General features: G+C 70.7%; 11 protein-coding genes. 5 read left to right on the top strand and 6 right to left on the bottom strand.

What is annotated here, in order from left to right; genetic code table 11:
* Nucleotides 1-688 precede the first annotated feature (688 nt).
* Nucleotides 689-1,330, bottom strand: coding sequence for a TetR/AcrR family transcriptional regulator (locus ACZ7M3_RS19530; protein ID WP_472064734.1), 642 nt, complete (start codon nt 1,328-1,330; stop codon nt 689-691).
* Nucleotides 1,331-1,414: 84 nt separating this feature from the next.
* On the opposite strand from ACZ7M3_RS19530, the gene ACZ7M3_RS19535 reads away from it, so the two are divergent.
* From ACZ7M3_RS19535 to ACZ7M3_RS19545, 3 genes are all read left to right on the top strand, one after another.
* Entirely contained in the window at nt 1,415-2,566 is a 1,152-nt protein-coding gene (locus ACZ7M3_RS19535; protein WP_472064736.1) for an acyl-CoA dehydrogenase family protein, read from the top strand.
* Nucleotides 2,567-2,666: 100 nt separating this feature from the next.
* Complete coding sequence (locus ACZ7M3_RS19540) at nt 2,667-2,897, top strand: YiaA/YiaB family inner membrane protein (protein WP_067365118.1); 231 nt, start codon at nt 2,667-2,669, stop codon at nt 2,895-2,897.
* Between the two features lie 60 nt (nt 2,898-2,957).
* Nucleotides 2,958-3,584: a TetR/AcrR family transcriptional regulator gene (locus ACZ7M3_RS19545; RefSeq protein ID WP_472064737.1), complete on the top strand. Its 627-nt coding sequence runs from the start codon at nt 2,958-2,960 to the stop codon at nt 3,582-3,584.
* Between the two features lie 24 nt (nt 3,585-3,608).
* Here ACZ7M3_RS19545 and ACZ7M3_RS19550 read toward each other — a convergent pair whose 3' ends face one another.
* Nucleotides 3,609-4,070, bottom strand: coding sequence for a MaoC family dehydratase (locus ACZ7M3_RS19550; protein ID WP_351427048.1), 462 nt, complete (start codon nt 4,068-4,070; stop codon nt 3,609-3,611).
* A 128-nt stretch (nt 4,071-4,198) separates the two neighbouring features.
* Here ACZ7M3_RS19550 and soxR point away from each other — a divergent pair, with 128 nt between their 5' ends.
* Nucleotides 4,199-4,726, top strand: coding sequence for a redox-sensitive transcriptional activator SoxR (gene soxR, locus ACZ7M3_RS19555; protein WP_472064739.1), 528 nt, complete (start codon nt 4,199-4,201; stop codon nt 4,724-4,726).
* A 104-nt stretch (nt 4,727-4,830) separates the two neighbouring features.
* On the opposite strand, the gene ACZ7M3_RS19560 is transcribed toward soxR, so the two are convergent.
* The gene (locus ACZ7M3_RS19560) at nt 4,831-5,898 is read right to left on the bottom strand and encodes an RNA ligase (ATP) (protein ID WP_351303690.1); all 1,068 of its coding nucleotides are present in this window, start codon (nt 5,896-5,898) and stop codon (nt 4,831-4,833) included.
* 295 nt (nt 5,899-6,193) lie between these two features.
* The gene (locus tag ACZ7M3_RS19565) at nt 6,194-6,796 is read right to left on the bottom strand and encodes a hypothetical protein (RefSeq protein ID WP_472064741.1); all 603 of its coding nucleotides are present in this window, start codon (nt 6,794-6,796) and stop codon (nt 6,194-6,196) included.
* 356 nt (nt 6,797-7,152) lie between these two features.
* Here ACZ7M3_RS19565 and ACZ7M3_RS19570 point away from each other — a divergent pair, with 356 nt between their 5' ends.
* Nucleotides 7,153-9,945, top strand: coding sequence for a penicillin acylase family protein (locus ACZ7M3_RS19570; RefSeq protein ID WP_472064743.1), 2,793 nt, complete (start codon nt 7,153-7,155; stop codon nt 9,943-9,945).
* A 33-nt stretch (nt 9,946-9,978) separates the two neighbouring features.
* Here the strand turns inward: ACZ7M3_RS19570 and ACZ7M3_RS19575 are convergent, their stop codons facing one another.
* On the bottom strand, nt 9,979-11,313 hold the full coding sequence (locus ACZ7M3_RS19575) for a serine-threonine protein kinase (protein ID WP_472064745.1): 1,335 nt from the start codon (nt 11,311-11,313) through the stop codon (nt 9,979-9,981).
* A gap of 110 nt (nt 11,314-11,423) precedes the next feature.
* On the bottom strand, nt 11,424-12,671 hold the full coding sequence (locus ACZ7M3_RS19580) for an exo-beta-N-acetylmuramidase NamZ family protein (RefSeq protein ID WP_472064747.1): 1,248 nt from the start codon (nt 12,669-12,671) through the stop codon (nt 11,424-11,426).
* Between the last annotated feature and the right edge of the window lie 170 nt (nt 12,672-12,841).

Below are 12,841 nucleotides of genomic sequence, written 5' to 3' on the forward strand. Positions count from 1 at the left end.
CGGCCCCCGCCGAACGGTCTCCGGGCCGCGGGGGATTCTTCGGCCGCGGGAGGGTGGGGGCTGGCCGCGCAGTTCCCCGCGCCCCTGGGTCGGGGCTCCGCCCCGGATTTCCCGCCTGTTCCGGGTCGCTCGGCTGCGGGTGGGTGGGGGCTGGTCGCGCGGTTCCTCGCGCCCCTGGGTCGGGGCTCCGCCCCGGATTTCCCGCCTGTTCCGGGTCGCTCGGCTGCGGGAGGGTGGGGGCTGGTCGCGCAGTTCCTCGCGCCCCTGGGTCGGGGCTCCGCCCCGGATTTCCCGCCTGTTCCGGGTCGCTCGGCCGCGGGTGGGTGGGGGCTGGTCGCGCAGTTCCTCGCGCCCCTGGGTCGGGGCTCCGCCCCGGATTTCCCGCCTGTTCCGGGTCGCTCGGCTGCGGGAGGGTGGGGGCTGGTCGCGCGGTTCCTCGCGCCCCTGAGGCGGGGGCTTCGCCCCGCATCTCCCGCCCCCGACACTTTTCGGCTGACGGCCGGTGGGGGCTTGGCGCGCAGTTCCTCGCGCCCCTGAGGCGGGGCTTCGGCCCGCGTCTGCCGTGCGCCCGACGCTCTTCGGCCGGCGGCCGGCGGCCGGTGGGGCGCTGGGGCGTAGCCCCGTGGCTTAGGGGCGCGGGGAACTGCGCGGCCAGCCCCCACCCACCCGCAGCCGACGAACCCACCCGTCAGCCCTCGGCCGTCACCCTTGTGAACTGCTCCGTCAGCCCGTCCAGCAACGCCCCGAGCCCCACCTCGAAGGCCCGCTCGTCCACCTTCTCCTGCTGCTCGGCGAGCAGGTGGGCCTGCCCGAGGTGGGGATAGTCGGCGGGATCGTACGCGCTCTCGTCGTCGACGAAGCCTCCGGCGAAGGACCCGAGGGCGGAGCCCATGATGAAGTAGCGCATCAGGGCGCCGATCGACGTGGCCTGGGCCGGTGGCCAGCCGGCGTCGACCATCGCGCCGAAGACGGCGTCCGCGAGGCGCAGCCCGGCGGGTCGGCGCCCGGGACCGCGGGCGAGGACCGGGACGATGTTCGGGTGGTCGCGCAGCGCCGCCCGGTAGGACATGGCCCAGTCGTGCAGGGCGGTACGCCAGTCCCGCCCGTCCTCGAACATCGACAGGTCGACCTGCGCGCTCACGGAGTCCGCGACCGCTTCCAGGATCTGGTCCTTGGTGCGGAAGTGGTTGTAGAGGGAGGGCCCGCTCACGCCCAGTTCGGCGGCGAGCCGCCGTGTGGAGAGGGCGGCCAGACCCTCCGCGTCCACCAGGGCCCGTGCCGTGTCGACGATCCGGTCGGTGCTCAGGAGGGGCTTGCGCGGTCGGGCCATGGCGCACATAGTAGGGCTGCGGACTTAAACTAGCAGTGCTAATTTAGCTTTTCGAATGTACGGCTTTCAAATGGGGTGACCGTCATGAACCTGGAGCTCAGCGAGGAGCAGACCGCCGTCCGGCAACTCGCCAAGGACTTCGTGGACCGCGAGATCGCCCCTCATGTCGTCGAGTGGGACCGGGCGGAGGAGGTCGACCGCTCGCTCGTGAAGAAGCTCGGCGAGGTCGGCTTCCTCGGGCTCACCGTCGACGAGGAGTACGGCGGCAGCGGCGGCGACCACCTCGCGTACTGCCTCGTGACGGAGGAACTGGGCCGCGGCGACTCCTCCGTACGCGGCATCGTCTCCGTCTCGCTCGGTCTCGTCGCCAAGACGATCGCGTACTGGGGGAGCGAGGAGCAGAAGCGGCATTGGCTGCCGGGACTGACCTCCGGCGCGTACGTGGGCTGCTTCGGCCTCACCGAGCCCGGCACCGGCTCGGACGCGGGCAACCTGACGACGAAGGCCGTACGCGACGGCGACGACTACGTCATCAACGGCACCAAGATGTTCATCACCAACGGGACCTGGGCCGACGTCGTCCTGCTCTTCGCCCGCTCCACCGACGCGCCCGGCCACAAGGGCGTCTCCGCCTTCCTCGTGCCGACCGACACCCCCGGCCTGACCCGCCGCACCATCCACGGCAAGCTCGGCCTGCGCGGCCAGGCCACCGCCGAACTCGTCCTGGAAGACGTACGCGTACCCGCGAGCGCCATGCTGGCGCCCGAGGGCAAGGGGTTCTCCGTGGCCATGTCCGCCCTGGCCAAGGGGCGGATGTCGGTCGCCGCCGGGTGCGTCGGCATCGCCCAGGCGGCCCTGGACGTCGCCGTGCGGTACGCGACCGAGCGGGAGCAGTTCGGGAAGGCCATCGCGCACCACCAGCTCGTCCAGGAACTGATCAGCGACATCGCCGTCGACGTGGACGCGGCACGGCTGCTGACCTGGCGGGTCGCCGATCTCGTCGACCGCGGGCTGCCCTTCGCCACGGAGTCGTCGAAGGCCAAGCTCTTCGCCTCCGAGGCCGCCGTGCGCGCCGCGAACAACGCACTCCAGGTCTTCGGCGGCTACGGCTACATCGACGAGTACCCGGCGGGCAAGCTGCTGCGCGACGCCCGCGTGATGACCCTCTACGAAGGCACCAGTCAGATACAGAAGCTGGTCATCGGGCGTGCGCTGACCGGGGTTTCCGCCTTCTGAGGCCGGCCAGGGTCTCCGTCTTCTGTCTGAGTACGCCCGCACGCGGTGCTGAGTACGTGGGCGGATGCGGCGCCGGTCGCGTCCGCCGACCCTTGTCCCCATGAGTGAGACACCCGTCAAGCATCAGAACACGGCGGCCTTCTACGGGCAGGCCGTGGCCTCCTTCTCCGTCGCCATGGTGGCGACCGCCGTCGGTATCTACAAGCTGCACGCCGACGCCTGGGTGCGAGCCTTTCTGGCCATCGCCGTCCTCTATCTGGTGACGTCGTCCTTCACGCTGGCCAAGGTGATCCGGGACCGTCAGGACGCGGGCGCCGAGCGGGCACGCTAAGCGCCCGCTCAGCTTCGGCGGTATGGTGTACCTCCTGTCAGCGAGAGGGGCGAACCAGCGATGAGTACGGCGGAGGAGACGGCCGGCGGCGAGATGCAGCCGTGGGCCGAGGTCACCCCGGACGCGGCCCGGCGGCTGCTCGTCGCCGCCGTGGAGGCCTTCGCCGAGCGCGGATACCACGCGACGACGACCCGGGACATCGCGGGCCGCGCGGGCATGAGCCCCGCCGCGCTGTACATCCACTACAAGACCAAGGAAGAGCTGCTCCACCGCATCAGCCGGATCGGGCACGACAAGGCGCTCGACATCGTGCGCGGCGCGGCGCAGGGCGGCGGCAGCGCCGCCGAGCGGCTCACCGACGCCGTGCGGTCCTTCGTACGGTGGCACGCCGGGCAGCACACCACCGCGCGGGTCGTGCAGTACGAGCTGGAAGCCCTCGGACCCGAGGCCCGGGCGGAGATCGTCGCGTTGCGACGGCAGACCGACGCGGCCGTGCGCGGCATCATCGCCGACGGCGTGGCGGCGGGCGACTTCGACGTGCCGGACGTGCCGGGCACCACGCTCGCGGTGCTCTCCCTCTGCATCGACGTGGCCCGCTGGTTCAACGTCGACGGGCCCCGTACGCCCGACGAGGTCGGCGCGCTCTACGCCGACCTCGTGCTGCGCATGGTCGGGGCCAAGAAGTAGCGGCCCCGGGGCGGGTGGGGGCGCTCAGAGGTAGTAGCGCGACACCGACTCGGCCACGCACACCGGCTTGTCGCCGCCCTCGCGCTCCACGCTGAAGGCCACGGACACCTGGACACCGCCGGTCACGTCCTCGACGCCGGTGATCTGCGCGGTGGCGCGCAGCCGTGAGCCGACCGGTACGGGGGCGGGGAAACGGACCTTGTTCGTCCCGTAGTTGACGCCCATCTTCACGCCTTCGACCTTGATCAGCTGCGGGCCGAAGAGCGGGAGCAGCGACAGGGTGAGGTAGCCGTGCGCGATCGTCGTGCCGAAGGGGCCGGTCGCGGCCTTCTCGGGGTCGACGTGGATCCACTGGTGGTCGCCGGTCGCCTCCGCGAAGAGGTCGATCCGCTTCTGCTCGATCTCGACCCAGTCGCTGTACCCCAGCTGTTCGCCCACCGCGGCCCGCAGTTCGTCGACCGTCGCGAACGTCCTCGGCTCTGCCATCTTCCCGACCTCCCACGTCTCCATGTCTAAGCAACTGCTTAGCATGGTCGGGTACGGGGCGCATGTCAACGGACCGGACGTGTGACGAAGTAGGTGGGGCGGGTGACGAAGTAGGTAGGGTTGGAGGGGTGCCCCAGATCCCTGAGAAGATCCACGAGCTGACCGTCGGCCAGCTGTCGGCCCGTAGTGGCGCCGCCGTCTCCGCCCTGCACTTCTACGAGTCCAAGGGCCTGATCAGCAGCCGTCGCACCACCGGCAACCAGCGCCGCTACCACCGTGACGCGCTGCGTCGTGTCGCCTTCGTCCGGGCCGCCCAGCGCGTCGGCATCCCCCTCGCCACCATCCGCGAGGCGCTCGCCGAACTCCCCGAGGAGCGCACCCCGACGCGCGAGGACTGGGCCCGGCTGTCGGAGGCCTGGCGTTCCGAACTCGACGAGCGGATCAAGCAGTTGAGCCGACTCCGGGATCACCTGACCGACTGCATCGGGTGCGGTTGTCTGTCCTTGGAGAACTGCGTGCTGTCCAACCCGGACGACGTCTTCGGCGAGCGCCAGGCGGGCTCCCGCCTCATGGTGGAGCGTGTCACCGCGCGGCCGAGGCCGCAGCGGTCACAGGGGGCCCAGGAGTCGCAGCGCGCGGCCGAGGAGTGCTGCTGAGGGCACCCCTCGGCCCGCCCCGTGGCCGGGCCGAGGGGTGCCCTTCGGTCTGCCCCCGCGGTCGGGCGGAACCGCGGCTGCCGTGCCGCGACCGCCCGGACCCCTCACTCGTACTCCGTGCCGCCCTTGCGCGTCAGATACGCCGGGCTGACCGCCTTCGCGATGGCCCGGCCGCCGGTCACCGGGCTGTAGCGCTCGACGGCAGGGCGTATCACGACGCCCTCCCGCAGATGCAGCGCGCGCCCGGACACGGTCTCCCGGCCCGAGGCGACCTCCAGGACGCGGTCGATGTCGTACGGGCCCTCGTACAGCCGTGGCACCAGCGGCAGTTCGCCGTCGAGGAGCGCGGCCGCGTCCAGCCAGTGGACCTCGCCGGCGATCTCCGCGGACACGTCGAACACGGCGTAGCCGAGGGACTCGCGGCGGCCGTCGGCGCCGTACGACAGGTCCTGCACGCCCGCCCCGTACACCTCGCCGAAGATGCCGACCCGGCGGGCGCCGAGCCGTTCGGCGAGCCGGGCCGCGGCCGCCGCGACGCCGTGCGCGTGGACGGCACGCCAGTACAGATTGCGGGAATCCTCCTTGAGGGCGAGGGACTTGGCGCCGAAGCCCTTGGAGGAGACGTACACGCGGTCCTGGTCGGCGAGGTGGGTCAGCAGGCAGGCCGAGCCGTGCAGCTTCTCCGTCAGGACGACGTTCTCGCCCGGCGCGAAGATGTCCGGGTACCGCTGGATGTTCTCGATGTCGACCCAGGGCAGCAGATCGGGCGCGGACTCGACGTCGCCGTTCATGGTGGGCGGGATCGGCGGCACCCACTTGACGATGCCGAGCGCCTCGGCGAAGTCGGTACCGTCCGCGGCGGCCCGCGCCAGGTCGACGTCGGCCAGCGCCTTAGGGCGGCAGACGATGCCCTGCGACAGCTCACCGCGCAGGCGTACGGCCTTGACGCGGTCCGAGCCGGGGCCCGCGAGGCGTCCGGTCAGGCCCAGCTCCTCGATGAGCGTGGTGGGGAGCACGGACTGCTCGGGGATGTAGACGGCACTCTCGCCGGTGCGGTAGGCGCCCTTGGCGACGACGGCTCGGTACAGGCCCACCTGGGCCAGTTCGAGCGCGTCGGCGTTCGGATGCTCGTGGACGGTCAGCACTTCGGCGGTGACGCGCAGCGTCGACATCGGGACTCCTCGGATTCCGCGGGTACCTCAACGGGGTTTCATCGAGCCCAACTGTCCCGAGGGGAAAGCGGTGGAGCGAACGGATTTGCGCCTGCTAGCGTCGGCCCACCGGGTGTCTTCCGTCGCGCCCCCGTCGAGGTCGGCGCCCCGAAGGGGCGCGGGGAACTGCGCGCCCAGCCACGGACGATCCCGCAGCCGACGACTCACCCGCAGTTCCCGTAACCCGGCCGACCTCGAGCCCCACCCCGAGCACCGACCGGCGACCCCCGCCCCCCCGTTCAACCCGGCGGAGCGCTCACACGGAGACGAGCAACCGCCCGCGCCTGGCCTCCGCCAGCGCCTCGGGCGTGAGGACGGGCCGCGGTACGACGATTCCGCAACCCGTGCAGACGGGACCCGACGACGGTTCGTGGGCCAGGTCGTACTTCCAGGTGAGGCGCTCATCGGTGCAGACCGGGCAGACCGTGCCGGGCTCGCGCTCCAGCGCGTTGATCAGCCGGCGCAGCACCTCGGCCAGTGATTCGTGGGGGTGGATGCGCGGATCGTCGCACCACGCGACGCCGAATCCGCCCCAGGTCAGCCGATGCCAGTCGTCCACGCTGCCCGGTCGGCGCAGCCCGTCGTACTTCTCCTTCTTGCGGCGCTCGGCGAACTCGACCTCGTAGGCGAGCCAGACGGAGCGGGCCTCCTCCAACTCGTCCAGTGCGGCCACGAGCCGCGCTGGATCGGGGGACCGGTCCTCGGGGCCGAACCCGGCCCGGGAGCAGAGATGGTCCCAGGTCGCCCGATGCCCGTAAGGGGCAAACCTCTCCAGGCACTTGCGCAGTGAATAGCGTCGCAGTGCCAGATCATTCCTCGGATCTCGCACCTGTCTCGCCAGACTCCGAAAACCCGCCATCGCCCTGCACCTCCGTCACACCTGCACCTGTACTTCGGTCACTTCGGCGTTGCCGTCCCAGGGACGTCGCCGAGTAGACGTATCGACACGCGATTCGGCTCCATCCAATTTCCGACGAACGCCATAAGTCACCGGCCGAACTCCCTCCGGCCTACCTCCCCTCGCTGTCAGCCACCTGTTGAAAAGCCCGTGGGCCGGGATGAGCGGTGTCGCCGGATCCGCGTGGCCCGTCGATCTCTAAACGGCTCGTGACCTCTGAACAGCTCAGTGATCGTTGAAAAGTTGACGCATGTTCATCTTCCAACTCGGGGATACCGGCGGTAACGTCCGGCCCACCCCCGTCGGTAGGAGCAGCCATGCCACGACGCACCCCACGCACCGCACCCGACAGACAGAGAACTCCCCGCAGATTCCCCAAGTTCCTGGGGGCGGCATCCATCTGTGCTCTCATAGCCGCCCTGCTGTCCCCGCTGACCCAGGCGACGGCCGCCGACAGCACGACCGCGCTCGCCGCCAACGACTACTGCGGCGGCCAGTGTTCCGACATCCTCCCGCCCGGTCAGAACGGCAACGCCACCCTCGCCCAGATCCTCCTCAACCAGGCCTTCGGCATCCAGCCCGACCACGCCGAGGACCAGCTCGGCCCCTACAACAACCTGGCCTCGGGTGCCGCCACGCTCACCGACGCCAAGATCAACGACTTCTTCAACGACGCGTCCTTCGGGGTCGCCTCCGACCAGGTCGCCTCCACCACCGCGCCCGGCGGCCGCACCGACGTGACGATCGTCCGCGACAAGAAGACCGGTGTGCCGCACATCACCGGCACCACCCGCTACGGCACCGAGTACGGCGCCGGGTACGCCGCCGCCCAGGACCGGCTGTGGCTGATGGACGTCTTCCGGCACGTCGGCCGCGGCCAGCTGACCTCCTTCGCCGGCGGGGCCCCCTCCAACCAGGGTCTGGAGCAGGAGTTCTGGCGCAACGCGCCCTACACCGAGGCCGATCTGCAGACCCAGATCGACAACGCCATCGCGAACAACGGCGCCCGCGGCCAGCAGGCCCTCGCCGACGCCAACGCCTACATCGCCGGCATCAACGCCTACATCGACGCCTCCGACAGCGGCCGCTACTTCCCCGGTGAGTACGTCCTGACCGGCCACAAGGACTCCATCACCAACGCCGGCACCATCGACCACTTCAAGATCACCGACCTGGTCGCGCTGGCCTCCGTCATCGGCTCGCTCTTCGGCTCCGGAGGCGGCGGCGAGGTCAACAACGCCCTCTCGCTGCTGGCCGCCCAGTCCAAGTACGGCGTGACCGAGGGCACCAAGGTCTGGGAGTCCTTCCGCGAGCGCAACGATCCCGAGGCGGCGCTCACCGTCCACAACGGCGAGAGTTTCCCGTACGCCTCGAAGCCCGACACCGCGCAGGGCGAGGCCCTGCCGGACGCCGGCTCGGTGGCCCAGGAGCCACTGGTCTACGACCGCACCGGCAGCGCGGCGACCGCCACGGCCACCAGCGCCTCGGCGACGGCGGCAGCCACCACTCTCACCTCCGCGAAGCGCGGGATGTCCAACGCCCTCGTGGTGAGCGGGAAGTACACCGCCAGCGGCCACCCCATCGCCGTCTTCGGGCCGCAGACCGGCTACTTCGCGCCACAGCTCCTCATGCTCCAGGAGATCCAGGGGCCGGGCCTCAGCGCGCGCGGCGCCTCCTTCGCGGGCCTGAGCATGTACGTCGAACTCGGGCGCGGCCAGGACTACTCCTGGAGCGCGACGACCTCCGGCCAGGACATCATCGACACGTACGCCGTCGAGCTGTGCCAGGACGACAACCACTACCTGTACCACGGCACCTGCACCGCCATGGACAAGGTCGAGCGGACCAACTCCTGGAAGCCGACCACGGCCGACGGCACGGCGGCGGGCTCGTACCGCATGCAGGTCTACCGGACCAAGTACGGTCCCGTGGAGTACCGCGCGGCGGTCGGCGGCAAGAAGGTCGCCTACACGACCCTGCGCTCCTCCTACATGCACGAGGCCGACTCGATCATCGGCTTCCAGATGCTCAACGACCCGGACTACGTGAAGAGCCCGGGGACGTTCCAGAGCGCGGTGCAGCACATCAACTACACCTTCAACTGGTTCTACGCCGACTCCTCGCACACCGCGTACTACAACAGCGGTGACAACCCGGTGCGGGCGACCGGCGTCGACGCCGAGTTCCCGGTCTGGGCGCAGGCCGCGTACGAGTGGCAGAACTGGGACCCGACGACGAACACCGCCTCGTACACCCCGCCGTCCGCGCACCCCAACTCCATCGACCAGGACTACTACATCTCCTGGAACAACAAGCAGGCCAAGGACTACACCACGGCCCCCTGGGGAGACGGTTCCGTGCACCGCGGCAACCTCCTGGAGGACCGGGTGAAGAAGCTGGTCGCCGCGGGCGGGGTGACCAGGTCCTCGCTCACCAAGGCGATGGCCGACGCCGCGCTGGCCGATCTGCGGGCCGAGGACGTGCTGCCGAAGCTGCTGAAGGTCATCAACAGTTCGACGGTCACGGACACCACGGCCGCGGCGGCGGTGACCAAGCTGTCCGACTGGGTGACGGCCGGTGCCAAGCGCAAGGAGGCCTCGGCCGGTTCGAAGGCCTACGCCAACGCCGACGCGATCCGCATCCTGGACGCCTGGTGGCCGCTGCTGGTGAAGGCCGAGTTCCAACCCGGTCTCGGCACCGACCTGTACACGGCCTTCTCCAACAACCTGCCCATCGACGAGTCCCCGTCGGCCGCGCACGGCCCGACCGGCGCGCACGCCGGAAGCTCCTTCCAGTACGGCTGGTGGAGCTATGTCGACAAGGACATCCGGGCGGTCCTCGGTGAGTCGGTGCAGGGCGGACTGTCGCAGAAGTACTGCGGCGGCGGCAGCCTCAGCGACTGCCGGGACGCCCTGATCAGCACGCTCAAGACGGCGGCGGGCCTGACGGCCGCCCAGGTCTACCCGGGCGACGACCAGTGCTCGGCGGGCGACCAGTGGTGTGCCGACTCGATCGTCCAGCGGACGCTCGGCGGTATCAAGCACGGCAAGATCACCTGGCAGAACCGGCCGACCTACCAGCAGGTGGTGGAGTACACGTCGCACCGGTGACCCCGGAGCGCGTCGCGGACTCCCGGCGGCGGGTCATCGAACGCGGCCCGCCGCCAGCACCACCTGGGCCAGCTCCCGGTGGCAGATGTCGCTGTGGGCCCCGCTCGGGGGCCCGCCGCGGTTCACCACCGCGCACGCGTCGACGTTCACGCACCCCGACACCGGAAGCTGCGCGCGCAGCGCGTCGGCGAGCGTGAACGTCTTCGTGCCCTCCACCGCCTGCACCCCGTCGTGTCCCATCGCGCCCCAGCGGGCGCCCAGGAGGTGTCCGGGGTCGAGGTCGATCCCCAGCACCGAACGGTCGTCGCCCGCCATCCGGGAGGCCAGCGGGTAGATCGTGCCGAGCGCCGTGTCGAAGTGGGAGTAGCAGCACACCAGGGGGCCGTCGACGCGGCTCTGCAGGCCGTGCAGCGCGCCGCTCGCCCGTGGGTCGCCGGGCAGCGACGCCGCGAACGCGTAGTGCGAGAACGCCCCTTGGAGCAGCGTCACGGACTTCACCGTGCGCACGCCCTCGGGCAGTCCGCGCAGCGCGAAGGAGACCAGCCGTCCGCCGAAGCTGTGTCCGACCAGATGCACCCGCACCCCGGGCGCGGCGGTCGCGAGCTGCCCGAGCGCGCGCCCGAGCCCTCGCTCACCCACCGTGCCCGCGCGTCGCTTCATGGCGTAGTAGGTGGCCTGGCGCAGCAGTTCACGCGCCCCGTCCCAGGGCCGCGGCAGCGCGAAGGTCTCGCCGGGGGCGGTCATCCCGGCCAGCGCCTCGGCGAACTCGCCGCACACCGTGGCCGTGTCCCCGAAGAGCATCGTGGGGTCGCCCTGCGGCACGCCCTCCGCGAGCGTGTCCGCGGCGAAGGCGGCCTGCGGTCCCTGTGGTGGTACCTCCACGAGCAGCCGCACCAGGCGTCCGAACTCGTCCAACGAGGCTCTCTCGTCCGGCTGTTGGTCCAGCAGGCGCGCGATCTGCTCGACGACCGTCGCCCGGCCCGGGAACACCTCCAGGAGCGCGTGCCGGGTGTCCTTGTCGAGCGCGGCGCGGGCGGCGGCCGGCACGTCGGCGGGGACGGCGGCGGCCACCGACCGGGGAAAGTCGGGGATCGGTTCGTCCGAGAACCGCATCGAGGGCCACACCACACCGACGTAGCCCAGACGCGCGTGCGGCGCGAGACCCGGCACGGGCGCGAAGAACTGGCTGTAGAGGCGGGTCGCGCCGGAACGGTCGTTGTTCCAGCCGTGCGCGAAGACGATCAGATCGCGCACTCCGCGCCGGGGCACCTCCGCGAGCAGCCGGTCCCTTTCCCGGCCGTCCACGTCCCCGTCCGCGTCGAAGGTCAGCTCCCAGTAGGGAGAAACACTGACTGCCGGATCCGCCATGGCAAGTCCCCTCGTCCCCCGAAGGCGGTGCGATGTGGGCGCATCGTCCTACCGGGGGCGAAGATTGGCCATACGTCACGACTCAACCGCGGAAAAGAAGTTCTTTCCGCTCATCCGTAGAGAAGATATTCCTTCCGGATCTTTTGGAAGGCCTTCAGCTCGTCCTGCCAGGCGGCCACGACCTCGTCGGTCGTCGCCCCCGCGTCGATCATCGTGCGCACCTCGGCGGAGCCGGTCAGCTTGTCGATCCAGTGGTCCGAGCGCCAGGCGAAGCCGCTCCAGACCTTCTTGGCGGTCACCAGGAGGGCGATTCCGGTGCGGACGGGGTCGTACGCGGCCCGGTCGTGCACATGGATCTGCACGCCGCCGATCGTCTTTCCCTGGAACTTGGAGAAGGTCGGAGCGAAGTACGCCTCCCTGAAGCGCACGCCCGGGACCTTGAGCCGGTTCGCCTCCAGAGCCCATCGGCCGTCGATGCCCTCCGCGCCCAGCAGCTCGAACGGACGGGTCGTGCCGCGCCCCTCCGACAGGTTCGTCCCCTCGAAGAGACACGTTCCCGAGTACACCAGGGCGGTGTCGGCCGTCGGCATGTTCGGGCTCGGCGGCACCCAGGGCAGGCCGGAGGCGTCGTAGAAGTCGGACCGCTTCCAGCCCGACATCAGTACGGTGGTCAGCTCCACCGGCGCCGCCAGGAACTCCCCGTTGAACAGCCGCGCGAGCTCCGCCACCGTCATCCCGTGCGCCTGCGCGATGGGCTGCCGCCCGACGAACGTCGCGAACTCCTTGTGCAGCACCGGGCCCTGGGCGGCCCGTCCGGTCACCGGGTTCGGCCGGTCCAGCACCATGAAGCGCTTGCCCGCGAGCCGGGCCGCCTCCATGCAGTCGTACAGCGTCCAGATGTACGTGTAGAAACGCGCGCCCACGTCCTGGATGTCGAAGACGACGGTGTCCACGCCGGAGGCGGTGAAGACGTCGGCGAGAGGCTTGCCGCTCTTGAGGTACGTGTCGTAGACCGGGAGTCCGGTCGCCGGGTCGTCGTAGCGGCCCTCGGAGCCGCCGGCCTGCGCGGTGCCGCGGAAACCGTGTTCCGGGCCGAAGACGGCGGTCAGCTCGACGTGGGGGTCGGCGTGCATGACGTCGACGATGTGGCGAACGTCTCTGGTGACACCGGTGGGGTTCGTGACGACGCCGACACGCCGGCCGTGGAGGGCGGTGTAGCCGGACGCCTGGAGCTGCTCGAAGCCGGTGCGGAGGGGGTCGGTATGGGATGTCGTCGTGGTGCGGGTGGTGGGGGTCGCCGCGAAGGTGGCGGTGGCCGTGGCGGTGGCCGTGAGGAGGGCTCGGCGGGAAGGGCGCATGGGGGGACCTCCGTGATCGCGGAAGGCTGGCACCGGCACGTTAGGCGCTCCCGCGGATGGTTCGTAAGCGGCAGGCCGTGAGTGGCCGGTCGCGCCCATGCGGCGGAGCCGCATATGGCAGAGCCTCGCGCCCCTGAAGGGGCGCTCCTGCGGGTCGGAGCTGCCAAAGG

It is taken from the genome of Streptomyces sp. NPDC111656 (genome assembly GCF_055656965.1).

What these genes read in the sequence shown, in the direction of transcription:
- ACZ7M3_RS19530 (WP_472064734.1), bottom strand. Translation starts at nt 1,330, where the DNA reads ATGGCCCGACCGCGCAAGCCCCTCCTGAGCACCGACCGGATCGTCGAC.
- ACZ7M3_RS19535 (WP_472064736.1), top strand. Translation starts at nt 1,415, where the DNA reads ATGAACCTGGAGCTCAGCGAGGAGCAGACCGCCGTCCGGCAACTCGCC.
- ACZ7M3_RS19540 (WP_067365118.1), top strand. Translation starts at nt 2,667, where the DNA reads ATGAGTGAGACACCCGTCAAGCATCAGAACACGGCGGCCTTCTACGGG.
- ACZ7M3_RS19545 (WP_472064737.1), top strand. Translation starts at nt 2,958, where the DNA reads ATGAGTACGGCGGAGGAGACGGCCGGCGGCGAGATGCAGCCGTGGGCC.
- ACZ7M3_RS19550 (WP_351427048.1), bottom strand. Translation starts at nt 4,070, where the DNA reads ATGGCAGAGCCGAGGACGTTCGCGACGGTCGACGAACTGCGGGCCGCG.
- ACZ7M3_RS19560 (WP_351303690.1), bottom strand. Translation starts at nt 5,898, where the DNA reads ATGTCGACGCTGCGCGTCACCGCCGAAGTGCTGACCGTCCACGAGCAT.
- ACZ7M3_RS19565 (WP_472064741.1), bottom strand. Translation starts at nt 6,796, where the DNA reads ATGGCGGGTTTTCGGAGTCTGGCGAGACAGGTGCGAGATCCGAGGAAT.
- ACZ7M3_RS19570 (WP_472064743.1), top strand. Translation starts at nt 7,153, where the DNA reads ATGCCACGACGCACCCCACGCACCGCACCCGACAGACAGAGAACTCCC.
- ACZ7M3_RS19575 (WP_472064745.1), bottom strand. Translation starts at nt 11,313, where the DNA reads ATGGCGGATCCGGCAGTCAGTGTTTCTCCCTACTGGGAGCTGACCTTC.
- ACZ7M3_RS19580 (WP_472064747.1), bottom strand. Translation starts at nt 12,671, where the DNA reads ATGCGCCCTTCCCGCCGAGCCCTCCTCACGGCCACCGCCACGGCCACC.